Below are 23,674 nucleotides of genomic sequence, written 5' to 3' on the forward strand. Positions count from 1 at the left end.
TATCTGAAATGTTGCTACAACTGGCAACGAGTTTGTAGCGTTCGCTTCGACGGTGTCAACCACGCGCGAGCCCCCAATATGGGGGCGTGCTCTCGGATCATCGGTGCGGGCACTTCCGGCGAGCGCACACGAATCTCGCTGCGCGCTCGTATGATTCGGCCACGCTCGGTGTCACGGCTTCACACGCTTGCGCGTGTGCGCCGCATCGCGGCCGTCGGTGACCAGCCTGGCGGCCAGCGCGGTCAGCGTCTCGGCGGAGACCGTGGCGGCGGGTTCATCACGCAGGGTCAGGCTCACCACCAGCGCGGTGGTGAGCACCTCGCCCCCGAGCCTTTGCCCGTCCATCGTCCGGCAGGTGCGATAGGCCGGAAGCACCACGTCGACCTTGTCCACCAGCGGGGCGCACAGTTCGTCCACGATCACCAGCACCCGCGCGCCGACCGTGGCCGCGTGGTCGAGCGCGACCTGGTAGTCATTCGCGATCGGCGGCGTCAGGTAGAGCACCATCACATCGGTCTCGCACAGGCGCAGCAGATCCTCGGCCAACGCCAAGCCGCCGACCCGACTCGCCCGCGCCCGCCGACCGATCCGCGTCAACCGCATGGCGAGATATTCGGCCAGCAGACCGTTGACCCCCATTCCGAACGCGTGCACCGTCTCGGCCTCGGCCAGCAGCTGCACGGCGCGGGTGAAATCGTCGACGGGGATCGACCGCAGCGTCTTCGTCAAGTCCACCGCGGCGGCGGCGAAAACCCGCTCCAGGACCGAATCACCGACCGCGCTCCGGTCGACCTCGGGTCCGCGCGACAGGGCCACCTCCATGGCCAGCTCCCGCCGCAACTCCTGAAGACTGCCGTAGCCGAGGCTTTTCACGGTCCGCACCACCGTGGCATCGCTGGTCTCGGTCGCGGTCGCGATCTGCTGCGCGGTCGCCAGCAGCGCCTCCTCGCTGTGCCTGCGCAGATATTCTGCGACCACCCGTTCGGCGGGCGGCATCCCTGCCAGCTTGCCGGCAATGCGCTCGGCGAGTGATTCCCTCATCGACCCTCTCCTCGGCGATGTGCTACAGCGCACACTATGCCGGCCACGACCCAGCCTCCCAGCGTGCGCAATACCCGTTCGGTTGCTACTGATTTCGCTACCAACCCAAGCACCGCTGTGCCAGAATGGCTTTCGCAAGGGGATTCGGAAGTCACTGTGGCAGACCAGTTTTCACGTGTCCCAACATGTGGTCTCTGCCAGGTGCTTCGGCACGGCCCACCGTCGGCGCTGACGCGGCGGTCGGCGTGCGCGACGAGTGGGGTATTTCATGAGTTCACCGCGTGTGTACGAACCGGTGCCCATCCGCCGGGAACGGATCGATATCGAGGAGTCCAAGGAGCCGACGCGGCCCTCGGTGCAGGAACTGAAACAGATGCTCAACAGGATCGGCCTCACCTGCGAGCAGACCAGCACCGAACAGCTCGGCCAGTTCATCGCCGATGTGCAGGCCAAACTGCCATCATCACAACGTCATAGCAACCAGGGCTGGTTCATCGGTCAGCGACGAGATCGGCTGCGGCGCGAGATCGGCACCGAGGCCGACGAATTCCGTCGGCGCATCGCCCGGCTGCATTTCGATCCCGAGGGCGGAAAGTCCGTGCGGAAGGCGGCCGCCGATCCGGGCGCCGCCGAGTTCTTCCACGCCATCCTGCGCGATAATCCGGGCGGCGTAGATTTCGTGAATCAGCTTTCCCCCGTGGAACATTGGCGCGATGCCGCTGCGGCGGAATTCGCGGGTGGATTCGTCGAACACAATCCGTTCACCACCCTGATGTTGACGAAACTGAGCCTGCTCGACATCACCCCCGCCGCGGTCGGCACCTGGGTGCCCAAGGACAGCCCGGCGATCAACGAGTGGGCGACCTCGCTGGCCGAGTTGGTGAGCGCGCGAACCTTCGACTGTCTGGCGGGCAAATCGCTGAAGAACAATCGAAACAACTGCCGCAAGGGTGAGCAGCCGACGCGACGCTGGGGCGAGACATATCGGCGGCCCGAGTCCTACGAGGGCAATATGTCCAGCGCCGACGCCATCAAGGACAAGTACATCACCCTCGCCTACAATGCCTCGGCCGCGACGGCGGAGGGCCTGGATCAGACGGATATGACCGCCTTCCTGTCCAATCTCGTACTCCCCCTGATGCCCACGAGCCTCAAGGACTACGACAGCCGCGATCCCAAGACCCAGGAGGATCTGGAGCGCTACATATTCCTCGCGGGCGACCCGCAATACGATTCGCTCGGGAATGTGGTCGGTGCGACGGGCGCCGGGGTCATCGGCATCAAATGGCGGATTCGCATCAGCGAATACCGCCGCAAGGACAAGAACGGCGGAACCACCCATCCGACCAATATGGATATCTGGATCCGCTCCCTGCTGTACCCCTCGGTCTACAAGGACCGTGTCAACCCGACCACCATCAGCGAGCAACTCGACGACGATCTCGCGCTCTGCCCGGTAGAGGAGTAGTCGAAATGTCGGACCCAACACCAATTCCCGAGCCGCGCGAGCCGGTGCCCTCGGACCGGAAGGTCAAGATCTTCCAGGCCATGCCGCCCGCGAACAAGGACACCTTCCTCAATTCGGCGATCATCAATCTCGCCGATCCGAATCCGATCGCGGCGGTGCTCTACGCCCCCGATCTGGAACAGTTGGTCTGCCTGGACAATACCGAATCGCCCTCCGACAGCTCATGGAGCGAATCGGTCACCACCGGATTCAGCCTGTCCACCTCGGTCACCTTCGATTTCAGCACCCAGTTCGAAATCGACGCCGTGGTCGCCAAGGCCAATGTGACCTTCGGTTTCAGCTTCACCCTCACCGCCGAGTACAACAAATCCGTCACCAAATCGATCACCTGCGAGGTGCCCGCCGGGCAGCGCGCCTTCGTCTACCGGGGGTATCTGTACAACCGACTGCTCAAGCACAATACGGCGGCCCGCACCTACGAGTGGGTCAGCCAACCCGGCTGGCTCTACACCAATATCATTCGCACATCATCGGTTCCGCTGATTGGACAGACGACGATCGTCACGCGCCGCTCGGACGTGGCTACTCGACAGCCGGTCGCACACACCTCCTGAAAGGATGAGAATTACGGCAACGCGATGTATTTGGTCTCCAGGTACTCCTCGATGCCCTCCGAGCCCGCCTCGCGGCCCAAACCCGATTCCTTGATCCCGCCGAACGGCGCGGCGACATCGGAGATGATCCCCCGATTGATCCCGACCATGCCGGATTCGACGGATTCGGCCACGCGCAGCGCGCGATCCAGGTCGGTGGTGTAAATGTAGGCGGCCAAACCGAATTCGGTGGCATTGGCGGCCGCGACACCGGCCGCCTCGCCATCGAATCCGGTGATCGCCGCGACCGGCCCGAAGACCTCCTCACGCAGGATGCGCGCCTCGGCGGGCACATCGGCGAGCACGGTGGGTTCGTAGAAGTAGCCCGACCCGGACACCCGCGCACCGCCCGTGGTGATGCGCGCGCCTTTGCTCACCGCATCGGCCACCAACTCGGCCACCGAATCGCGCTGTTCCTCACTGATCAGCGGACCGACCTGCACACCATCCAGATGACCGGCGCCGATCTTCAGCGCGCGCATCCGCTCGGTGAACCGGTCGGTGAACTCAGCGCGCACCGCGTTGTCGACGTGGAAACGATTGGCGGCCGTGCACGCCTCGCCGGTATTGCGCATCTTGGCCGCCAGCGCGCCGTCGAGGGCGGCATCCAGGTCGGCGTCGGCGAACACCACGAACGGGGCATTGCCACCGAGCTCCATCGAGGTGCGCAGCACGCGCGAAGCCGACTGCGCCAGCAGGATTTTGCCGATCGCGGTGGAACCGGTGAAGGTCACCTTGCGCAGTCGCGCGTCGGCGAACAGCGGGTCGGTCAACCGGGCGGCGCGTGCGGTCGGCAGGATGGACAGCACGCCCGACGGCAGACCGGCCTCGGCGAAGATCTCGCCGAGCAGCAGCATGGTCAGCGGTGTCTCCGCGGCGGGTTTGACCACCATGGTGCACCCCGCGGCGAAGGCGGGCGCGATCTTCCTGGTGCCCATGGCGAGCGGGAAATTCCACGGCGTGATGGCCAGCGCGGGGCCGACCGGCTGCTTGGTGACCAGAATGCGGCCCGCGCCCGACGGGGAGTGGGTGTAGCGGCCATTGATCCGGACCGCCTCCTCGGCGAACCAGCGCAGGAATTCGCCGCCGTAGGTGACCTCACCGTAGGACTCGGCCAGCGGTTTGCCCATTTCCAGGGTCATCAGCATGGCGAAGTCGTCGCGCCGGGCATTGATCAATTCCCAAGCGCGGCGCAAGATCTCGGCACGCTGCCGGGCGGGGGTCGCGGCCCAGCCGGGCTGCGCGGCCGCCGCGGCGTCCAGAGCGTGCGCGCCATCGGCGGCAGTGGCGTCGGCGACCTCGGTCAGCACCGCGCCGGTCGCCGGATCGTGCACCGGGAAGGCGCCGCCGCCGGTCGCGGGGACCTGTTCGCCGCCCAGCCACAGCCCTCTGGGCACCGCCGCCAGTAGATCGGCCCGTTCGCGCATGATGAAATCTCCTCTGTCGGTGGTCGTTACGGTCGGCGCGCGCAGCCGCGCAGCGCCTCGGCGAGGACGCCGACACCGTCGGCGAGCAGGTCGGCCCCGATCACCAGCGGGGGCAGCAGCCGGATGACATTGCCGTAGGTGCCGCAGGTCAGCGTCAGCACGCCCTGCGAAAGCGCTTCGGCGGCAACGGCCTTGGCCAGTTCCGGTGCCGGATCGGTGCTGCCGGGGCGCACCAGTTCCACCGCGAGCATGGCCCCTCGACCGCGCACATCGCCGATGACCGGCGTCTCGGTCGCGAGCTCCCGTAGTCGGGGCAGCACGGCGACCTCGATCTCCCGCGCCCGCGCGGGCAGATCCAGCTCGCGCATGACGGCGATGGTGGCCGAGGCGGCCGCGCAGGCCACCGGGTTACCGCCGTAGGTGCCGCCGAGTCCGCCGGGATGCACCGCGTCCATCAGGTCGGCGCGACCGGTGACCGCCGCCAGCGGCATCCCGCCCGCGATCCCCTTGGCCAGCGCGATCAGGTCGGGCACCACGCCCTCGTGCTCGCACGCGAACCACGCCCCGGTGCGGGCGAATCCGGTCTGCACCTCGTCGGCGATGAACACCACGCCGTGTGCGCGCGCCCAATCCGCCAGCGCGGCAAGGAATCCCGGCGCGGGCACAATGAATCCGCCCTCGCCCTGGATGGGTTCGATGACAATGGCCGCCAGCGAGTCCACGCCGATCTGCGCCTCGATCCTGGAGATCGCCCGCCGCGCCGCCTGCGCGCCCGTCAGGCCCGGCTCATCGCGGAACGGGTAGGACATCGGCATCCGGTAGATCTCCGGCGCGAACGGGCCGAACCGCGCCTTGTAGGGCATATTCTTCGCGGTCAGCGCCATGGTCAGATTGGTGCGACCGTGATAGGCGTGATCGAAGGCCACCACCGCGGTGCGGCCGGTCGCCAAGCGCGCCACCTTGACCGCGTTCTCCACCGCTTCCGCGCCGGAATTGAACAGCACACTGCGCTTGTCGTGGGCGCCGGGGGTGCGCTCGGCGAGTTGCTCGGCCACTCGGACATACCCCTCGTAGGGAGTGACCATGAAACACGTATGCGTGAATCGGGCCGCCTGCTCGGCCACCGCCGCCGCCACCCGAGGATGCGAGGCGCCCACCGAGGTCACCGCGATACCGGAGCCGAGATCGATGAACGAATTGCCGTCCACGTCGACAAGGACGCCGCCGTCCGCGTCGGCCGCGTAAACCGGTGCGGTGGAACCGACTCCGGCGGCCACGGCGGCGTCGCGGCGCGCGGCCAGTGCCGCCGAGCGCGGTCCGGGCAGCGGGGTGACCAGGGCGCGGCGTTGCGGTAGCCGATGGGTTGCGTCATGCATTTCGAAGGGGTCTCCAGGTCGAGTCGAAGGGGAGAAGATCCGGGTGGGAAAATCGCGTGACAGCGGGTGCGAAATCACAGCGCGGTGCGTGGATCCGGCGCGAGCGCCGCCTGCGTGGCGCGGAAGTACTGCGGCTGCCGCCAGCGCATGACCAGCATGAGCACCGCGCCGAGCAGCAGGATACCGAAGCTCATATAGAACACCAGCCCGATACCGCCGATCGACGCGCCGCTGCCCTTGGCCGGATTCATGCTCTCGCGCACCGAGGTCACGAATACGGCGGCCAACATGAGTCCGCCGCTCAGCGGGAACAGGAATTTGAAAACGAAATTGCGCGCACCGGTGAATAATTCGCGCCGGAAGTACCAGACGCAGGCGAACGCCGTGATGCCGTAGTACCAGCAGATCATGATACCCAGCGCCGCGACGGTATCCACCAGCACCCGCTGCGACAGCAGCGCCGCGGCGGTGTAGAACACACCGGTCACCACGCCGACCACGATGGTTCCGAAGACCGGAGCCTGCGTGCGGGATCGCACCACGGCGAACCGCTTGGGGAACGCGCCGTACACGCCCATCGCCAGCAGTGTGCGCGCCACCGGAAGGAAGGTCGTCTGCAAGCTGGCCACGGCGGAGGCGAAGATGGCCAGTAGCAGCAGCGGTCCGGCCGGGCCGAGCACCGGATCGGCCAGCACCGCGAAGACATTGTCGGCATTGTGCGGATTGCCGAGTCCCACACCGTCTTCGCGCACACCGGCGTACATCATCACCGCGATCGTCACCAGCAGGTAGGTGATCAGAATGGAGACCACGCACAGCAGCCCGGCCCGGCCGGGCACCCGATCCGGATCCTTGGACTCCTCCCCCAGGGTCAGGCAGGTATCCCAACCCCAGAAGGCGAAGATCGATCCGGTCACGCCGATCACGAAGGCGCTCACCGTGATTCCGGTGAACGGGTTGAGCCAGTCGAATTGGAAGCTCAGGTGCGCCGGTGCGTCGCCCGAGGTCACCTTCACCAGCGCCACCACCGCGAACACCAGCAGCACGATCAGTTGAAAGGCGACCATCACATACTGCAGGCGCTCGCTGGTGGTGATGCCGCGACCCGCCACGTACGTGGCCGCCGCGAGCAATGCGAGGGTGGTGAGAATGTTCACCACTTTGTTGTCGGCGACGTCGGCCAGTTCGGAGTAGCCCGAAATCCGGGCCAGGAAAAGGTAGCCGAACTTCATGCCGATGGCGGAGAGGTTGGAAAGCACGATGGCGGAGGCCATCACCATCCCCCACCCCGCCATCCAGCCGACATACGGCCCGAATGCCTTGGCGGACCAGGTGAACGACGCGCCGCAGTCGGGCATGCGCGCATTCAACTCGCGATAGGCGTAGGCGGTCAGGAACATCGGGATGAACCCGGCGATGAGAATGGCGGGCATCTTCAACCCGACCGCGGCCACGATGAGGCCGATGCTGGTGGTCAGCGTATAGCCGGGGGCCACCGTCGAAATGCCGAGGATGGCACCGGAAATGGTCCCGATACGACCGGAGGCCAGCCCCTTGCCGCCGACCGGCCCCGCGTCATTGCGGGTCGTGGTGCTGCTAATTGCTCTACTCTCCTTGCCTCACAACGGCTTTCGTCGACCATGCGGCGACCCGACCGCCCGATCGGGGGTCGGGTCGCGCGGCCGCGCTCAGTCGTGGGCGCTCATGACATGCTTGATCCGGGTGTACTCCTCGACGCTGTAGGCCGAGAGATCCTTGCCGTAACCGGAGTATTTGAAGCCGCCGTGCGGCATCTCGGCCACCAGCGGAATATGGCAGTTCACCCATACCGCACCGAAATCCAGTGCGCGCGTGAACTTTTCAGCGATGGCATGGTTGCCGGTCCAAATACTGGACGCCAGTGCGTAGCGGACGTCGTTGGCCAGGGCAATGGCGTGCTCCGCGTCGGTGAACGGCTGCACCGTCAGCACCGGGCCGAAGGTTTCCTCCTGCACCAGCGCGTCGTGCTGACGCACACCGGTGACGATGGTGGGTTCGACGAAGAATCCCTTGTCGCCCAGGCGTTTTCCGCCGGTGACCACCGTGACGTGCGCGGGCAGCGCCGCGAGTTTGCCCAGCACCGCGTCGAAATGGCCGCGGTTGTTGAGCGGACCGTAGAAGCTGTCCGGATCATCCGGCAGACCGGGGCGCAGTTGCTCCGCGCACTTCGCCACCGCCGCGACGAATTCGTCGTGGATCGACTCGTGCACCAGCAGTCGGGTCGCGGCCGTGCAGTCCTGTCCGCCATTGAAGAAGGCCGCCTGCGCGATACCGAGCGCCGCCTTCTCGAGATCCGCGTCCGGGAACACTATCGCGGGGGCCTTACCGCCCAATTCGAGATGCGCGCGCTTGAGCTGCTGGGCCGCCGACCCGGCGACCGCGATTCCCGCCCGCACCGATCCGGTGATCGACACCAGGCCCGGCGTCGGATGGCGCACCAGCTCCGCACCCGTATTCGCGTCGCCGAGAACGACATTCAGCACACCATCGGGCAGGATGCCTTTGCTGATCCCGGCCAGCACCAACGTGCTCTCCGGCGTGGTGTCACTCGGCTTGAGCACGATGGTGTTCCCTGCGGCCAGCGCGGGACCGATCTTCCAAATGGCCATCATGAACGGGTAGTTCCACGGCGTCACCTGCGCGACGACCCCGATCGGCTCACGCCGGACATAGGAGGTGAAACCCTCCAGGTACTCACCGGCGGCACGCCCTTCGAGCAGACGCGCGGCGCCGGCGAAGAAGCGGAGCTGATCCGCGCCGACCGCCACCTCCTCCGCGGCGACGACCGCCGCGGGCTGACCCGTATTGCGGCATTGCGCGGCGACGATCTCGGCACTGTGCGCCTCGACGGCGTCGGCCAGCCGCAGCAGCGCCTTCTGCCGCACGCTCGGAGTCGTGCGACCCCAGGACGCGAAAGCGCGCTCGGCCGCCCGCATGGCGGCGTCGACATCGGCGCCGGTGGAGATCGGCGACCGCGCGAGGACGCTTTCGTCGACCGGGTTCACCAACTCCAGGGTTTCGGTGGCTCCAGAGGCCACGAACGCGCCGTCGATGTAGTTCTCGAGTACTGGACCCGACATGTATTCACCGTCCATCCATCCGACTGTGATGCGCAGTTTGTCCGGCCACAAGTGTGCGGTCCCGCACACCACCCCTCCCCCTGCCTAAATGTCCAACCACACAATTCGGACTCGCCGTTTTGTACAGTCGGGCGATGTTCGTCTCCATCGAATGGGTGCTCGCCCAGCCGGAATTCGCCGCCCGACTGCGCGGCGGCGCGGCCGGGCTGCGCCGCGGCATCGACCTCGTCGTCACCAGCGAACTCGAGGATCCCTGCCGCTGGCTCTCCGGCGGGGAACTGGTGCTCACCACCGGGATGCGACTACCGGACACACCCGAACGTCGCGCCGCCTACCTGCGCGAACTGGACCAATGCGGTGTCGCCGGACTCGGTTTCGGCATCGGACTCACCCACGCCGAAGTGCCGAGGGATCTGGTGCGCGCCGCCGACGCGATCGGGCTGCCACTGCTCGAGGTGCCGTTACGGATTCCCTTCGCGGCCATCGTCAAAAGGGTCAGCGCGCGCATCGCCGAATTGCGCTACGACGCGGTGCTGCGCGCCGCTGCGGCCCAGCCGCGCATGACCAGGGCGCTCATCCGATCCGGGGCGCACGCCATCGTGGCCGAACTGGCCCGATCGTTGGCGGCGACGGTGCTGGTGCTCGATCCGGCGGGCGAGGTCATCGAATATCGGCCAGGCCCACCGGATCCCGAACTGATGCGGGCCGCGCGGGCCGCGACCGGGACGGCGGCCGGCGGGGTGCGCACCGAACCGTCGGGGGCCTCGATCACCCACCAGCGCATCGGCGTCGGGCGCCAACATCACGGCGATCTGGTGGTGATCAGTCCGACCGCACTCGGACACGTCGACCAGATCCTGCTCGGACACGCCAATTCGCTGCTGGCCCTCGACTTCGAGAAGCCCGCCCGACTGCAAGACGCGCGCCACCGGCTGAACAGCCAGGCACTGGCGCTGCTGCTCGGCGCGGAAACCGATCCCGAACCCGCCTGGACCCAGCTCGCCCAAGCGGCCGACGCGGCGGGCCGCATCCGGGTGCTCGCGGTCGACTGCGATACCGCCGAGGCCGCCGAAGAAGCGCGAAACGCGATCGAGGACGCGGTGATTCGCGCCGGACACCCCCTATTCCTGCATTGCGACGCATCCGAACTGCTCGCCGTGCTCCCCGCCTCGGGCGCCGCGCTCGCGCAGCGCAGCGCCCACGACATTGTCGGCGGCGCCCGGCGTTTCCTGCGTTTCGGCCTGGGCCGCGCGCATCCGGTCCGGGAACTAGCCACCGCCGTCTCGGGCGCCAGACTCGCCGCCTCCGCCGCCACCCGAGGCGGGCCTGCCGCCGAATTCGGCACCCCCACCGGCGAATCCCTCCTGTCACACGACGCCACCCGACAACTGCTCGCCACCATGGCCGCCACCCTGCTCGCCCCCGTCATCGACCACGACCGCACCCACGCCACCCCCCTGCTCCCCACCCTGCGCGCCTACCTCGAGGGCAACGGCCACTGGGAATCCGCCGCCGCCTGCCTCGGCATCCACCGCCACACCCTCCGCAACCGGATGACCACCATCCGCCACCTACTGTCCTGCGACCTCGACGACGCCCGCATCCGCGCCGAGCTCCTGCTGACCCTCCTCGCCGCCGACCACTGAACCCGCCACGACGGATTTCATGATCGGCTCGCGAAAGTCGACGGATTTCGTTGTTCGGGCCGCCGCCGGTCGCCGATGGAGCACCGAACACACCCGCCGAGGCGATTGTTCGGCGCCGCTCGGGGCGGCAGGATGCCGGGGGTGAGTGAGCAGGAAGTCAATCGGACGGCGGCGCCGGTGTTGGATCCGATCAACAAGCGGATCATCGCGCAGTTACAGGAGGACGGGCGGCGGCCGTACGCGGCGATCGGGAAGGCCGTCGGGCTCTCGGAGGCGGCGGTGCGGCAGCGGGTGCAGCGGCTCTCCGACGCCGGGGTGATCCAGATCGTCGCGGTCTCGGATCCGTTGCAGGTCGGGCTGTTTCGGCAGGCGATGATCGCGGTCACGGTGGACGGCCCGCTCGGGCCGGTCGCCGAGGCGCTGGCCGCCATGGACGAGATCACCTACGTGGTCGAGTGCGCGGGCCGCTACGACATCCTCTGCGAGGCGGTCTGCGCCGACGACGCCGCGCTGCTGGATCTGGTGTCGAATCGGCTGCGCGGGCTGCCGCAGGTCCGGCACGCCGAGATCATGGTCTACCTCAAGCTGCGCAAGCAGACCTACCGCTGGGGTTCGCACTGAACAACGAAATCCGTAGCAAGATCGCAGTGCGGCAACTATTTGTCGCGGTTGCAAGCCCAGAGACAACCGATTCGGTTGCACATCCGGAAATAGTTGTGGCATAAACGGAGGTACCGAACCCCGGCGCAGCGGCCGGGGCGCGATTCGGTTCATCCGCTAGGAGTCCGCAACCATGACCGTCACCGAGCAACCCGCCACTACCGAACGCAGCGCGCGGATCATCCGCGACAACATGTTCCTGCACTTCACCCCGCACACCGGCCTGACCGGGGACGATATCCCGGTGATCGTGCGCGGTGAGGGCGCCTACGTCTACGACGCCGCAGGACGCCGCTACCTCGACGGTCTGGCGGGTCTGTTCGCAGGCCAGATCGGCCACGGCCGCGACGAGTTGGCCGCGGCCGCCGCCCGCCAAACCAAGGAACTGGCCTACTTCCCGCTGTGGGGCTACGCCCATCCCACCGCCATCGATCTGGCCGAGCGCCTCGCCGAGGCCGCTCCCGGCGAACTGAATCGCGCCTTCTTCACCGTCAGCGGCGGCGAATCCGTCGAGACCGCGTGGAAGCTGATCCGGCAGTACTTCAAAGCCACCGGCCGACCCACCAAGCACAAGGTGATCAGCCGGTCGCTGGCCTACCACGGCACCTCCATGGGCGCGCTGTCCATCACCGGAATCCCCGGCGCGAAATCCGAATTCGAACCCCTCGTCCCCAGCACCATGCGGGTGCCGCACACCAACTTCTACCGCGCCACCGAACACGCCGACGACTACGCGGCGTTCGGACTCTGGGCCGCCGACCGGATCGAGGAGGCCATTGTCTTCGAGGGCGCCGAGACCGTCGCGGCCGTCTTCCTCGAACCGGTCCAGAACACCGGCGGCTGCTTCGTGCCGCCGCCCAACTACTTCCAGCGGGTCCGCGAGATCTGCGACCGCCACGACGTCCTGCTGGTCTCCGACGAGACCATCTGCGCCTTCGGCCGCATCGGCTACGACTTCGGCGCCAAGCGCTTCGGCTACCAGCCCGACCTCATCACCACCGCCAAGGGCCTCACCTCCGGGTACGCCCCGCTCGGCGTGGTCATGCTCGGCGACCGGATCATGGAGCCGTTCCTCAATGGCTCGACATTCCTGCACGGCTCCACCTATGGCGGACACCCGGTCTCGTGCGCGGTCGCCCTCGCCAACCTCGACGTGATCGAGCGCGAGAACATCTACGGCCACGTCCTGGCCACCGAGGACGCCTTCCGAACCACTCTGGAAAAGCTCTACGACCTGCCGATCGTCGGCGATGTGCGCGGCACCGGCTACTTCTACGCGGTGGAACTGGTCAAGGACAGGACCACCAAGGAGAAGTTCACCGACGAGGACGCCACCCGCATCCTCAAGGGGCACGTCTCCAAGGCCCTGTTCGAGGCGGGTCTGCACTGCCGCGCCGACGACCGGGCCGAACCGGTCATCCAGCTCGCGCCGCCGCTGATCTGCGAGCAGGCGCAGTTCGACGAGATGGAGCAGGCGCTGCGCTTCGCACTGACGGGGGCGCAGGAACTGCTCTGAACCTTCGAGGTCGCCGGGGCGAGATGGGCTGATCCCGCCGCCGCGCCTCGGTCGCCGCACGTGCCGTCAGTGGTCGGCACGATCGCGTTCGTGTCGTTGTCCGGGTGCGACGGCTCGGTCATCGGCCTCGGTCGCCGCGCGTCCGTAGCGCTGGGTGTCGAGCAGGTACCAGTCCTGATATCCGCGCATCCAGTCCTGCAAACCGGTGATGTACCCGCACAATTCGGTGCGGGCCGACCGGCGGACCCGCTCGGCCAGCACCGCGAAGTGGTCGATCTCGGCACGCACCCGATCGGCCACGGTATCGACGGCTCGCGACAGATCGGTGCCGTCGGCCGTGTAGAGGGTCACCATATTGCGGAACTGACCGGGTTGGCGCGCCTCCACCACCAGGCTCTGAATATCGTTGGACCAGCTCACCACATTGTTGGCATGCAATTGCAGCCGCTGGGTCGCGGGCGCGTAGTACTCCGCCGCGCTCACCGCCCCCGCATTGGCCGCGTCCGACAGCGCCAGGCACGGATTCATCCCGCTGGTGTGCCTGCGAATCGTCTCGTAGGCGCCGATCCGGATCGGATGCGGCTGAACGTGATTGAGAATCTGCAAACCCGCAGTGCTCGCCCACAGCCGCATTCCGGTGGCGAAACGCTGAAAATGCTCCGGCGACAACAGCATCCGCAGGCGACGACAGATATCCAGCCACGCCGCCGCACCGTAGATGGGCCGCTCGCCGACTCGATCGAGATCGAGCACATCGATCATCGCGGTCAGTTGCGCGATGGTGTCCGGCGTGACGGTGTCGACCCGGTCCACGAACAGATCGTCGGCCAGGAAGAACCACAGGCAGTAGTCGGCGGTGACCTGGAGCAGCGCCCGATCGGCGCGCGGATAGCAGCGCGCCGCCAAATACCCGTATCTGGTCCGGACCACCCGCTGCCGGTACTTCTCATCGGGGTAGAGCCCGTACTGCGCACCCCAGGCGACCGTGTCCCGTTCGGCCTGTTCGGCGGCGGGATGACACGACCCTTCCCAGGGAAACACGAACAGCGGCACCGCGAGGTCGCCGCAGTCGATCCTTGACCCCATCCAGCCACGCTACCAGTATTTCCGAATACGAACAGCCCACTGCCACAATGCATTTCAGCATTCCGATGGGATCGGTATCGCACCCGCGGCATGCGGGTGTCAGAGCGCCGACTCGTATCCGAGAGGCGCGGATCGAACTGTGCACGGATTCGCGCGGGTAGTCTCACCCGTAGCCGGAACCGCACCCGCGTGCGGGCCGGCGTCCGCGGCCAAGGAGTAGTTCATGCGTTTGAATCCCGAGACCGTCTCGGTGATCGACTCACCCATCGGTTCGGCGCACAAACTCGTCGAGAAACGTAGCGGTGCACGCGAATTGCTGAACCTGTCGCAGGCGGCGCCGCAGTATCCGCCCGCGCCGGAGGTGATCGAGCACATCGTGGCCACCGCCCGCGACCCACACGGGGCCGAATACTCCACCGTCGGCGGACTCCCCCATGTGCGCACGGCCATCGCCGAAGACCTCGCCACCGCCTACTCGGGTGCGGTCCGTCCCGATCAGGTGGTCGTCACTGCGGGCTGCAACCAGGCATTCTGCCTCACGGTCGCGGCACTGGCCGGTCCCGGCGACGAGATCATCGGCTACCTGCCGTACTACTTCAACCACGATATGTGGATGCGGATGACCGGCCTGGTGCCGGTCTATGTCGATCCGGGTCCCGAGCTCATCCCGGATGTCGCGGCCACCGAGGCGGCCATCACCCCGCGCACCAAGGCCATCGTGGTGGTGACACCCGGCAATCCGAGCGGGTTCACCGTGCCGCCGGACCGCATCACGGAACTGGCCGAGGTGGCGGCCCGGCACGATCTCGCGCTCATCATCGATGAGACCTACCGCTCGTTCCGCGACACCGACGCCGCGCCGCATCGGCTCCTCGCGGATCCGAACTGGACCGAGACGGTGGTCAGCCTGCACAGTTTCTCCAAGGATCTGGCCATTCCCGGCTACCGCGTCGGCGCGGTCGTCTCCTCGACCGAGCTGGGCCGCGAGGTCACCAAACTGCTCGACTGCGTGGCTATTTCGGCGCCGCGCATCGGCCAGGAGGCCGCCTGGGCCGGACTCACCGCGGCGGGCGCGTGGCGGCGCGCACGGGCCGCCGAGATCGCCCAGCGCCGCATCTGGTTCACCGAGGCCATGGCCGCGCATCCGGGCGGCTACGAATTACTCTCCGCCGGCGGATTTTTCGGCTGGGTCCGCCATCCCTATCCGGACCGCTCCACCGAGGATGTGGTGCGCGAGTTGATCATCGACTACGACACCCTCGTCATCCCCGGCACCGTCTTCCTCCCCGACGACCGTCGAATGCTGCGCGTCAGCTACAGCAACGCCGACCGGGACGCCATCGCGGATTTCGCCGACCGGTTGACCGCTTCGGCGCCGCACTGACCGAACCGCGCGGTCGCGAAATCCGTAGCGACTCAGGCCAGAGACAGCAACTTGGCCTGGCCGGTGACCACGATCTCGTCGCGATCGACCAGTGCGACACGCACCTGCACCGTCTGCCCCGCCGCGACCGGTGTGCCGACCAGGCCGACAATCGCATTGTGGGTACCGCCATCGCAGGTGACGGCGGTCTGTGTGCCGTCGGCCGACGGCGCATCGGCATTGGGGTCACCGACCATCGCTCGGATCGCGACCACCCCGGAGGAGGGTTCGCAACTGTAGTCGACGGCGATATTGGCCGGACCGACCGCGCCGATATCGATACTCGTCGCGGCCTGAGCGGGCGCGGCGAACCCGAGAACAGCCGAGGCCAACGCGCCTAAGACGCCGAACGCAAGGACAGGGCGGCTGACAGACACCATGGATCCTCCTACCTAGCGGGAGCACAGCTGGACACGATCCAGAAACGAGCGGTGCGACCGCACCGCGCCTCCATCGTCGCGCACCACGGCGGCCCGTGGTCGGAAACCGCCCGGACTCGAGGCCGATCCTGCGAGAATCGGGCGCGGGACCGGCCCCGGCAGGCATTTAGGCGGGCGGGACGAGGGTGATGAGGAATTCCTCGTCCCGCCCGCCCGAACACCGTCCCTGAACCACCTCGGCGCCCGCCGCCATATCCTGATCGCGCAGCGACAGGCACTCGCGCGTCGCGTCGGGACGCAATCGGAAGTGGCCGACTGCGGGCGGCCCCACCGCTTCGAGCCGGAACCGCTGGGTCGGATCGCCCGAAGCGCACTCCCCGCGCGGTTCGAGCAGATCCCGACCCGGCCCGTCCCGCAACACGGTGAGACACCCGACACCGAAACTCGGGTGGTGCCACTGGATTCGGACCATTCCCCCACCAACCGGCTCGAGATAGACGCGCGGCACCCGAGTCTGCGCACAGGGCCGCTGCACCGCGATCACGCTGGGATAGTGGCGAGTTCGATCCACACCGTCGGACAGGCACAGTTCGGGGGTCCGGGCCGGTTGGATCAACGCCCAACTGCCGATCGAGGGCAGAGCGAGTCCGGGAACGGGATCGGGCGTCCCGCTGTCGGTCTTGCCGGATAGCGCCTGCACGCCCAAAGTGCCCAGCACACCCACGATTCCGGCGAACAACAGCCACAGGAATCTGAACCTGCGCCGCACCAATGGCTCCGGCTCCGGCTCGACTCCGTCCTCACGCTCCCGCGACCGCGCCGCGATCCGCTCCCGCGCGTCCAACCACCGCGTCACCTGCTCGCCGTCGAGTCCGCATGCGCGCACGAAACCTGCCACGAAAGATTCGCGCGGCAGGGTGGCCCGCCCCAGCGTGGTGGCGATCGTGCTGGACGGCAGCACATCTCCGTTCGCGGCGGCCTTCCCCTGCAATTGTCGATAGGCCAGTCCGGACCAGCTTTTCAACGACCGTAGCGCGGCGACATATTCGGCCGCCGTGGCGGCCCGCTCCGGCCGCGGACTGTCCTTCCCGCGCGCCATACCGTCCAGCATGACAGAAATTTCCACCTGGCAGCGTGGGATCGAATCGGAAATTCAGCTTGTCCCTTCTCATTTCGACCGGTGTTCGAACGGCAGGTCGACCTGTTCCGAACACACCCGAACGCGTTCGACCCTTGTCCGCGCCCCACCCCACCGGCAAGGCTCGATATCGACGTTGCGGCCGGGAAGCCTGCGAAACAACGGATTCGAGTTAGGGGGTGCGCCATGGACTACCCGCACTGAGCGCTGAACTGATCAGCAATTGAGATCGGGGTGCCCGGCGTCGCGAGCCGGGCACCCACAGCTTTCCTTGGACGGGAGCCGCATTTGTCCACCCCTCGCACCGCGAAAACCGCCCGCGCGGAAATATTCCGACCGCTCGCGCCGGAAATGCTGGCCGACCCCTATCCCGTCTACGCCAGGCTGCGCGCCGAGGATCCGGTGCACTGGCACGAGGGGCTGCGCGCCCTGGTGCTCACCCGGCACGCCGACTGCACACGGGTGCTGCGCGAACACGGCGTCTTCTCCGCGGACCCGCGCAAACTCGGCAAACCCATTGCCGCCCAGGTGATCAGCCTGCAAACGATGGACCCACCGGAGCATTCGATCATCCGCCACCACTTCGTCGCCGCACTCAAACGCCGGGATCTCGCGACCTGGGCCGCGGGCGTCGCCGCGACCGCCGACGAACTCGTCGCCGCCGTCGGGACCGAGCCCTTCGACTTCGTCGCCGATATCGCCGAACCACTGGCACTTTCGGCCATGTGTCTGCTCTACGGCGTGAACTATCCGCTCGACGACACCGTATTCCGCACCGCGTCGCGCACTTTGGCGCTCGGTATGGACGCGGGCCTGGCTCCCGAGCGCCGCGCCCCCGCTTTGGCCGCGCGCGAGACGATCAACGAGATGATCCGGCAGTGGGTATCCGACCCGCCGCGCCACTCGGTCCTGGCCCATCTCGACGACATCACGGCCGTCCCGTCCGAACACCTCGTCAATTCGGCCCGCGCGATATTCGACGCGGGCTATTCGACCACCGCCAATTTCCTCGGCAACGCGGTACGCTGGTTGCTCGCCAATGGCCATCGGGATGCGTTGGGCACCTTGGACACTCGCGCGGTGGACGAACTCGCGCGTCTGGTGGGTCCGGTACAGGCGGTCAGCAGGCTCTGCCTGGAGGACACCGAATTCGGTGGCCGGAGCATCGGCCGGGGCGAGATCGTCATCGCGCTGCTGGGTGCGGCCAATCACGATCCCGAGGTCTTCCCCGATCCGCAACGCGCCGAATTCGGACGCGCACCCAATCCGCATCTGGGTTTCGGGCGCGGGGTGCACTCCTGTCTCGGTAGCCACATCGGCAATCGAATCATGGTGGCGCTCAGCCGATCCCTCGCCTCGGTGCGCCTGGAGAGCGCGGGCGCGCACCGTCAGCGGCCCACCGCGACCCAGCGCGGCCTCGATCTGCTGCCGCTGCGGGTGCGATGATGCGCGCACTACTGCTCGCGCTGCTGCTCGCGGCGCTGTTCGCCCCCGCCGCCACGGCGCAAGACCTGGCGGCCGAGAATATTTCGCGTGCCGTCAGCACCTCCGACGCCATGGCCACCGTGGCCGCGCTCGACGCCATCGCCGTCGCCAATGGCGGCAATCGGGAGACCGGCAAACCGGGTTTCGCGCGCTCGCGCGAATATGTGGAGAACGCGCTGCGACGCGCAGGCTACGACGTCGTCGCGCAACCGGTCCCCTACCGGGATTTCGCGGCCGACACCGAAACTCTCACCGCGCCCGATGGCCGCCGAATCCGCACGCTCATGGCGCAATTCGTCCCCTCCGGGCAGGTCACCGGGCCGCTCGCCGATGCGGGCGCGGGCTGCTCTACCGCGGACTACCCGAAGGGCACCGCCATCGCCGTCATCCGTTCCGGCGACTGCCCGTCGGGCGATAAGACGGTAGCCGCGCGCGATGCGGGCGTGCAGGCCGTCCTCGTCTACGACGCCGGACCGGCGATCGATGCGGCGATCCGGCGCCAAGTCCCGCATGCCGCACTGCCAGTCGGGTTCCTCAGTCAGCGCGACGCCTCCGCGCTCACCGCCGCGCCCGGTTCGGCACAGCTGGAACTGCGCGGCCACACCTTCGACGACACCGCGGTCAGCCTGTTCGCGGAAACCTCCGGCGGACACCCGGACAGCGTCGTCATGGCGGGTGCGCACCTGGACAGCGCCGTGGACGGACCCGGTATCAACGACAATGGCAGCAGTGTCGCCGCACTGTTGGAGACCGCGATCCGGCTGGCCCCATTCCAGGATCGGGTGCCGAACAAGGTGCGTTTCGCCTTCTGGGGCGCGGAGGAATTGATCGACATCGGCTCGAGCTACTACATCGATACCCGCACACCCGCCGAGGTCGCCGCCATCGCCCTGTATCTGAACTGGGAGATGATCGGCTCGCCGAACTACGCGCATTTCGTCATGGACGGCGACGGCGCGGACCATCCCGGCGGGTCGGCGGGTCCGCCGGGTTCGGGCACCGTCAAAGCCGTGATGGCGCAGGGCTATCAGATCCAGGGGGTGCCCTACCGCACGGCGGACCTCGCCCAGATCGGTTCGGATCAGGAGCCGTTCGCCCGCGCGGGCATCCCGATCGGCGGCGCGTTCGGCGGGGTGCGCGCGCTCAAGACGCCCGAGGAGGCGGCGGTCTTCGGCGGCGTCGCCGGTCAGCCGTACGACCCGTGCTATCACCAGCCGTGCGACAACCTCGCCAACGTGAATCCCAAGGCATTCGAGCAGGCCCTGCGCGCGATGGCATGGGCCGTCGCCCGTTTCGCCGTGGACGACCACTTAAAGAAGTAGGCCCCACCCTCGTTGCCGATATGGCAAAGCAACGATGTCCGTTTCTGCTGAATAGCGCACTGCCCGGCCACTATCGGTTGCCAAATCCGCAAAACCACATTGCCCCGACGCGGACCACGACGCAATGTCGTAGAACCACCGACGAAGGGATGCCGATGTTCTCGAAGGTCATCACCGATTTCTGGCGCGAACAGATGTTCGCCTCCGCAGCGATCGGCGCGAACGGCGACTTCGCGGTCACCGTCAATCCGGACCTGAAGCAGGACAGCGGGGTCATGATCCTGGAGATCGCCGACGGCGCGACCATCGCCACCCTCGCCCCGGCCCTCGCGGCGAAGATCGGACTGCAAAGCGCCGATGCTCCGACCGCGGCCGGATTCCGGAAACTGCTGACCGACGCCGAGATCGCCCTGAACGGCGCCGACTTCCTGTTCTATTTCACCGAGGCGGCCAAGTCCGAACTGCTCGCCGAGAACAACGACAGCAGGGTCCGCAGGCTCACCGCCGAGGATGCCGAGCTGTTCGCGGCCTTCGAATCCGCCACTCCCGAACAGGATCTCGACGACGCCTATGTCGAACTCGACCACGAGATCGTCTACGGCTCGTTCGACAGTGGCGCGCTGGTCTGCGCCGCCAGCTCCTACACCTGGGCCGCGGGCGACTACACCAGGGAGAAGGACTCCGCGATCAGCGACTTCGGCGTCGTCACCGTCCCCGAACATCGGGGCAAAGGCCATGCCCGCGCGGCGGTCCGGGCGCTGGCCCGCCACGCCTACGCCGCCGGACTCGAACCCCAGTACCGCTGCCAACTCGACAATGCCGCCTCGGTGGCCTTGGCGGGCAAGTCGGGCCTGACGCTGTTCGGTAACTGGGACCGGATCGCCGACTGACCGAACGCACTGTCGCACAGCGATTTCCACAGAGGGCCGGGGCGGCGTTCATCGCCTCGGCCCTCGTCACCATCGCACATCACCGCCATTCCCGCGGCTAATCCGCCCTAGTCGAGTACGACGAATTCCGCCGCCCGGATTGTGGTGGCGCACCGAATCGCCGGAACGCCCGCGTACCTAGATTGCTCGAACACAGACAATGCGGTCGAACGGAGTTATCAATGGCGACGCAGCAGACAATGGTGGTCGCGGCCGATGCGGCGCAGCGCCGACGAATAACGCGCACGGGGGCGATCACCGCGGTAATCCTCTTGCTCGCCTATTCGATCGACTATATCGATCGATTCGGAATCAGCATGGCGCTGCCCGCGATCGGCCGCGAGTTCGGACTGTCCAAGACCTCGCAGGGTCTGCTGGTCACCGCCTTCGCCCTGGTGTACATGATCTGCCAGATTCCGGCGGGCATGGTGGTCGATCGGATCGGTTCGCGGGCGCTGCTGCTCGGCGCGCTGATCATGTGGTCGGTCTTCACCCTGATGACCGCCGTGACAACGACTTTCGCCCTCTTGCTCGTGGTGCGCGGACTCTTCGGCGCGTCACAGGGTTTCTTCCCCGCGGCGAGTTTCAAGACCATCGCCGAACGCACCACACCGCGCAATCGCGGCACGGTCATGAGCGTCGTGCTCGCCGCCGCCGGCGTCGGCAGCTCGCTGTCCCCGCTGCTCATGGGGCCGCTGCTGGAGCATTTCGGTTGGCGCGGGGCATTCCTGTGGCTGGCGGGTACGGGCGCGCTCCTCGGCGTGGTGTTGCTCCTGCTGCTCCCCAAGCCGCTGTCGATCGAATTGCGCGACGCCGAGCGCCCGGTGCCGCCGAGCGCCAAGGCCCGGCGCGCGGTCCTGCGCTCGCCTCGGGTGTGGCTGCTGGCCGGTGTGTTCTGTGCGGCGAATTTCGTCACCTACGGGTTGATCACCTGGGTCCCCACCTATCTGCAACTGGCCAAGGGCATTTCGATCGGCAAGACGGGCGTGCTGGCCTCGATTCCCATGGCGACCAGCGTATTCACCACCATCGCAGGCGGATTCCTCTTCGACCGGTATTTCCGGGACAATCCGCGCTGGTACCTGTGCGTCACACTCGGAATCGGCGGCATATTCCTGATTCCCATGGCGGCGGCCGATTCCGCGAACGCCTTCATCGTGTGGGAGACCTGTGCCTCCTTCGTCGCGGGTCTGGGCAGCGGCGCGCTGGTCGCCCTGCCGATGCGGTTGCTGCCGTCCACGCTGACCGGCACCGGAATGGGCGTCTTCAATTTCGGCGGCCAAGTCGCGGGCGTGGCCGCGCCGTTGCTGCTCGGTATCGTCATGGACAAGTTCAGCTATGCGGCGGCGTTCGGACTACTCGCCTGCTCGTGTCTGATCGCGGCCGGACTGGCGCTGTGCATTCCGCGGCGCGTCGATCCAACCAATTTCATCAAGGGAGCACTCAGCTGATGCACGACAACAACGGTGCGACAACGCAATCGCGGACGGGAGAGGTGCTGCTGCGCGGCGGCACGGTATGCGATCCCGGATCGGGTTTCTCGGGAACGGCCGATGTGCTGGTGCGCGATGGGAAAGTCGCCGCCCTCGGCGCCGATCTCGCCGTCGCGGCGGACATCCCGGTGCTCGATGTCAGCGCGATGATTGTCGGCCCCGGCTTCATCGATCTGCACAGCCACGTCAATTCCGTTGCCGGGCAGCGATTGCAGGCCTTCGACGGCGTCACCACCGCACTCGAACTCGAGGCGGGCGCACCCGATATCGAACAGACCTACCGCGCCGCCGCGCAGGACGGTCGCCCACTCAACTACGGCTACTCCGCCTCCTGGGCCGCCGTGCGCTACGCCGCGCATCTGGGCACGCCGCCCCACGACCTGCTCGGCGTGCTCGGCGCGCCCGAATGGCAGCGCAGCTCCTCCGACCTGGAACGCCGCACCTGGCTCGACCTGCTCGAAAAGGAGTTGGCCGCGGGCGGACTCGGCGTCGGCATCCTGCTCGGTTACGCGCCGCGCACCGATCCCGCCGAATTCCTGGCCGTGGCCCGGCTGGCGGCGCAGGCGGGCGCGCCGACCTTCACCCACGTGCGCGAATTGGTCGAGTCCGATCCGACCACCCCGATCGACGGCTCCACCGAAATCGCCGTCGCCGCGGCCGAGACCGGTGCGGCCATGCACCACTGCCACGTCAACAGCACCTCCCGCCGCCATATCGACCGGGTGCTGTCCACGCTGGATACGGCGCGTGCGAGCGGATCCAAGGTCACCGTCGAGGCGTACCCGTACGCGGCGGGCTCCACCGCCATCGGCGCGTTCTTCCTGGCGCCGGAACGGCTTTCCCGGTGGGGCGTTGGGCCGAGCGATATCGTGCTGGTCGACACCGGCGAGCGCATCGCCGATGCCGCGCGGCTGGCCGCGGTCCGGGAGGCCGATCCCGGCGCGCCGTGCATCATCCACTACCTCGACGAGACCAGCGCCGCCGATATCGCGCTGCTGCGCAACTCCCTGGCCTTCGAGGACAGTATCGTCGCCAGCGACGCCATGTTCGTCACCTGGGCCGACGGGTCCCGCGAATCCCTGCATTGGCCGCTGCCGCCCAACGGTCGCACCCATCCGCGCACCTCGGGCACCTACGCCAAATCCCTGCGCCTGATGGTCCGCGAATCCGGCGCCTGGACCTGGCTGGAAGCATTCCGCCGCTGCTCCTACCTACCCGCCAGGGTGCTCGACACCATCTGCCCCACCATCCGCCCCAAAGGCCACCTGGGCATCGGAGCCGACGCGGATATCGTCGTCATCGACCCGGCAACCGTCACCGACCGCGCCACCTACGCCGACCCCACCCGCACCTCACAGGGCATCCGGCACCTGATGGTCAACGGCACCTTCGTCATTCGCGACAACACCCTGCGCACCGACGCCTTCCCCGGCCGTCCGCTGCGCGCATCGCCCCTCGCGTGAACAAAACCCTCGCGTAGGCGAACAGGCCCGCTCCAGAACCCGGAGCGGG

Annotated in this window: 19 protein-coding genes; 11 read left to right on the forward strand and 8 right to left on the reverse strand. The window is 67.4% G+C overall.

Annotated elements, in window-relative coordinates; all coding sequences use genetic code 11:
* Positions 1-171 precede the first annotated feature (171 nt).
* On the reverse strand, positions 172-1,041 hold the full coding sequence (locus tag D5S18_RS27215; RefSeq protein WP_120043931.1) for a MurR/RpiR family transcriptional regulator: 870 nt from the start codon (positions 1,039-1,041) through the stop codon (positions 172-174).
* 268 nt (positions 1,042-1,309) lie between these two features.
* Between D5S18_RS27215 and D5S18_RS27220 the strand changes: the two genes are divergently transcribed.
* Both D5S18_RS27220 and D5S18_RS27225 read left to right on the forward strand, forming a co-directional pair.
* Positions 1,310-2,509 carry a lectin gene (locus D5S18_RS27220; RefSeq protein ID WP_120043932.1) on the forward strand — a complete coding sequence of 400 codons (1,200 nt, stop codon included), beginning with the start codon at positions 1,310-1,312 and terminating at the stop codon, positions 2,507-2,509.
* Positions 2,510-2,514: 5 nt separating this feature from the next.
* Complete coding sequence (locus D5S18_RS27225) at positions 2,515-3,123, forward strand: hypothetical protein (RefSeq protein ID WP_120043933.1); 609 nt, start codon at positions 2,515-2,517, stop codon at positions 3,121-3,123.
* 11 nt (positions 3,124-3,134) lie between these two features.
* Here D5S18_RS27225 and D5S18_RS27230 read toward each other — a convergent pair whose 3' ends face one another.
* The 4 genes from D5S18_RS27230 to D5S18_RS27245 form a co-directional block, all read right to left on the reverse strand.
* Positions 3,135-4,589, reverse strand: a complete 1,455-nt coding sequence (locus tag D5S18_RS27230) for an NAD-dependent succinate-semialdehyde dehydrogenase (RefSeq protein WP_120043934.1) — start codon at positions 4,587-4,589, stop codon at positions 3,135-3,137.
* Between the two features lie 26 nt (positions 4,590-4,615).
* Positions 4,616-5,965, reverse strand: coding sequence for a 4-aminobutyrate--2-oxoglutarate transaminase (gabT, locus tag D5S18_RS27235; RefSeq protein ID WP_120043935.1), 1,350 nt, complete (start codon positions 5,963-5,965; stop codon positions 4,616-4,618).
* 74 nt (positions 5,966-6,039) lie between these two features.
* Positions 6,040-7,566 (reverse strand): APC family permease, encoded by a 1,527-nt coding sequence (locus tag D5S18_RS27240; protein ID WP_120043936.1) that lies wholly within the window; start codon positions 7,564-7,566, stop codon positions 6,040-6,042.
* Between the two features lie 87 nt (positions 7,567-7,653).
* Positions 7,654-9,084 carry a gamma-aminobutyraldehyde dehydrogenase gene (locus tag D5S18_RS27245; RefSeq protein WP_120044097.1) on the reverse strand — a complete coding sequence of 477 codons (1,431 nt, stop codon included), beginning with the start codon at positions 9,082-9,084 and terminating at the stop codon, positions 7,654-7,656.
* Between the two features lie 134 nt (positions 9,085-9,218).
* Between D5S18_RS27245 and D5S18_RS27250 the strand changes: the two genes are divergently transcribed.
* The 3 genes from D5S18_RS27250 (at position 9,219) to D5S18_RS27260 (ending at position 12,906) form a co-directional block, all read left to right on the forward strand.
* Complete coding sequence (locus tag D5S18_RS27250; RefSeq protein ID WP_120043937.1) at positions 9,219-10,730, forward strand: PucR family transcriptional regulator; 1,512 nt, start codon at positions 9,219-9,221, stop codon at positions 10,728-10,730.
* 132 nt (positions 10,731-10,862) lie between these two features.
* The gene (locus D5S18_RS27255; protein ID WP_162500993.1) at positions 10,863-11,351 is read left to right on the forward strand and encodes an Lrp/AsnC family transcriptional regulator; all 489 of its coding nucleotides are present in this window, start codon (positions 10,863-10,865) and stop codon (positions 11,349-11,351) included.
* A gap of 172 nt (positions 11,352-11,523) precedes the next feature.
* Positions 11,524-12,906 (forward strand): aspartate aminotransferase family protein, encoded by a 1,383-nt coding sequence (locus D5S18_RS27260; RefSeq protein WP_120043939.1) that lies wholly within the window; start codon positions 11,524-11,526, stop codon positions 12,904-12,906.
* Positions 12,907-12,972: 66 nt separating this feature from the next.
* Here the strand turns inward: D5S18_RS27260 and D5S18_RS27265 are convergent, their stop codons facing one another.
* Positions 12,973-13,992, reverse strand: coding sequence for a terpene synthase family protein (locus D5S18_RS27265; protein ID WP_120043940.1), 1,020 nt, complete (start codon positions 13,990-13,992; stop codon positions 12,973-12,975).
* A gap of 223 nt (positions 13,993-14,215) precedes the next feature.
* Between D5S18_RS27265 and D5S18_RS27270 the strand changes: the two genes are divergently transcribed.
* Positions 14,216-15,376, forward strand: coding sequence for an aminotransferase (locus D5S18_RS27270; protein ID WP_120043941.1), 1,161 nt, complete (start codon positions 14,216-14,218; stop codon positions 15,374-15,376).
* A gap of 32 nt (positions 15,377-15,408) precedes the next feature.
* Here D5S18_RS27270 and D5S18_RS27275 read toward each other — a convergent pair whose 3' ends face one another.
* Complete coding sequence (locus D5S18_RS27275; protein ID WP_147404202.1) at positions 15,409-15,795, reverse strand: hypothetical protein; 387 nt, start codon at positions 15,793-15,795, stop codon at positions 15,409-15,411.
* 166 nt (positions 15,796-15,961) lie between these two features.
* Positions 15,962-16,921 carry an RICIN domain-containing protein gene (locus tag D5S18_RS27280; RefSeq protein WP_239004025.1) on the reverse strand — a complete coding sequence of 320 codons (960 nt, stop codon included), beginning with the start codon at positions 16,919-16,921 and terminating at the stop codon, positions 15,962-15,964.
* 300 nt (positions 16,922-17,221) lie between these two features.
* Here D5S18_RS27280 and D5S18_RS27285 point away from each other — a divergent pair, with 300 nt between their 5' ends.
* The 5 genes from D5S18_RS27285 to D5S18_RS27305 all read left to right on the forward strand — a co-directional run bounded on the left by D5S18_RS27285 (position 17,222) and on the right by D5S18_RS27305 (position 23,625).
* Positions 17,222-18,379, forward strand: coding sequence for a cytochrome P450 (locus D5S18_RS27285; RefSeq protein ID WP_203236935.1), 1,158 nt, complete (start codon positions 17,222-17,224; stop codon positions 18,377-18,379).
* Positions 18,379-19,740 (forward strand): M20/M25/M40 family metallo-hydrolase, encoded by a 1,362-nt coding sequence (locus D5S18_RS27290; RefSeq protein WP_203236936.1) that lies wholly within the window; start codon positions 18,379-18,381, stop codon positions 19,738-19,740. Before D5S18_RS27285 ends, D5S18_RS27290 begins: the two co-directional genes overlap by 1 nt.
* A 155-nt stretch (positions 19,741-19,895) precedes the next feature.
* Positions 19,896-20,630 (forward strand): GNAT family N-acetyltransferase, encoded by a 735-nt coding sequence (locus tag D5S18_RS27295; protein ID WP_239004026.1) that lies wholly within the window; start codon positions 19,896-19,898, stop codon positions 20,628-20,630.
* A 221-nt stretch (positions 20,631-20,851) separates the two neighbouring features.
* Positions 20,852-22,120 carry an MFS transporter gene (locus tag D5S18_RS27300; protein WP_203236937.1) on the forward strand — a complete coding sequence of 423 codons (1,269 nt, stop codon included), beginning with the start codon at positions 20,852-20,854 and terminating at the stop codon, positions 22,118-22,120.
* A complete protein-coding gene (locus tag D5S18_RS27305; protein WP_120043948.1) occupies positions 22,120-23,625 on the forward strand; it encodes an amidohydrolase family protein in 1,506 nt (501 codons plus the stop codon). The genes D5S18_RS27300 and D5S18_RS27305 overlap by 1 nt, the downstream gene beginning before the upstream one ends.
* Positions 23,626-23,674 lie beyond the last annotated feature (49 nt).

The organism is Nocardia panacis (genome assembly GCF_003598715.1).
GTDB lineage: Bacteria > Actinomycetota > Actinomycetes > Mycobacteriales > Mycobacteriaceae > Nocardia > Nocardia panacis.